Source organism: uncultured Aurantimicrobium sp., assembly GCF_936931525.1.
Taxonomy (GTDB): Bacteria; Actinomycetota; Actinomycetes; order Actinomycetales; family Microbacteriaceae; genus Aurantimicrobium.
Window position 1 is genome coordinate 1 of record NZ_CAKZII010000050.1, and the last position, 1,150, is coordinate 1,150.

At 56.3% G+C, this 1,150-nt stretch carries 2 protein-coding genes; one reads left to right on the forward strand and one right to left on the reverse strand.

Annotated elements, in window-relative coordinates:
- Window positions 1–23: 23 nt before the first annotated feature.
- On the forward strand, window positions 24–398 hold the full coding sequence (locus Q0362_RS02455; protein WP_298119403.1) for a hypothetical protein: 375 nt from the start codon (window positions 24–26) through the stop codon (window positions 396–398).
- Here the strand turns inward: Q0362_RS02455 and Q0362_RS02460 are convergent.
- Window positions 395–1,006, reverse strand: a complete 612-nt coding sequence (locus tag Q0362_RS02460) for a hypothetical protein (RefSeq protein ID WP_298119406.1) — start codon at window positions 1,004–1,006, stop codon at window positions 395–397. The two genes, Q0362_RS02455 and Q0362_RS02460, sit on opposite strands and share 4 nt — an antisense overlap.
- Window positions 1,007–1,150: the final 144 nt, after the last annotated feature.

Genomic DNA, 1,150 nt, shown 5'->3' on the forward strand with positions numbered 1-1,150 from the left:
TGGGCCAGTCATAGGATGAGCTCATGACTGAACGTGAACTTCTCGAACTCTGGAACAAGAACCGTCAGCAGATTGTGGTGTCCCAGATGGCCCCCACCTTCCTGCTCATCGTGACGGTGGGTTTGATCACCTTGGGCCTGGCCGGCGGACCGCTGTTCTTGAGCCTGGCCACACTGGGCATTCTTCTTGCCTCAGGAATCCTGGGTGCTCTCGTTCAGTACGCCAGCGCAACCGAAGCCATGGCCGTCGCGGCAGACCTCGCTCAGGTCAAGTCACCTTCTGCAGCAAGCCGTCAGGTGGTTAAGTTTGCGCCCTGGTTGAACGTGGTGCGTTTTGTGACGCCCACAATCTTCACGCTGATCTTTTTGTTCCTGGCGTCAATCCTGCTGATGGGTTAGAAGCCGAAGTCTCCAAAGTCACCAAAACCGGCGTCGCCGAAGCCTGCATCACCGAACCCTCCGCCGTCAGCGGAGATGGTTTCAGAACTGCCAAAGTCTGAACCACTATCGGTTCCAGTGTCAGCACCGGTATCTGCAGCCATATCGCCACCCATATCCATAGGCATAAAGGCACTCATTAGAGTCGAAGCGATGACATAACCAGCAACGCTTCCGAGTAGTGAGCTTGCAAACATCGAGCCAAAGCCGGGACCGTTTTGTCCTGCCTGGCCGAGTGTGCGCTCCATTGTTCCGGGCTGGCGCATCTCAGAACGGGTTGCAGAGACCGCGAGAGCACGAGGCTCGTCACTCAGCGGTGCCTCACCCGCCGGAGCATCCGCACTGAGCTGGGTGAACAACATTTTGCGCTGCTCAGGAGTGAGTTTGGCGAAGGCTTCTTCGTGCACCTTTTCGATGGCTTCTGGAGAGGCTGTGCGCAGGAGGTAGCGGTAACGCTCAACCGCTATTTCATCCTGGTTGCGTGCAGCCGAAGCCTGACGAACCTGATCGGTTGTGCGGCGGTACTCCTCGTCGGAGTTGGTTCCAAAGAGTCGATCTAGAAATCCCATAACCTCAGGCTAAAGAAAATCTCTGGGAACTAGCTGAGCGTCAGCTGAAGAAATGACAAACAGAAAAGCCCCTGATATTCAGGGGCTTTCAGTGGTGGCTCCGACGGGCGTCGATCCCGTGACCTCACGATTTTCAGTCGTGCG

Bases quoted from the DNA above. Each gene is read 5' to 3' on its own strand.
- Q0362_RS02460 (WP_298119406.1), bottom strand. From the start codon at position 1,006: ATGGGATTTCTAGATCGACTCTTTGGAACCAACTCCGACGAGGAGTAC.
- Q0362_RS02455 (WP_298119403.1), top strand. From the start codon at position 24: ATGACTGAACGTGAACTTCTCGAACTCTGGAACAAGAACCGTCAGCAG.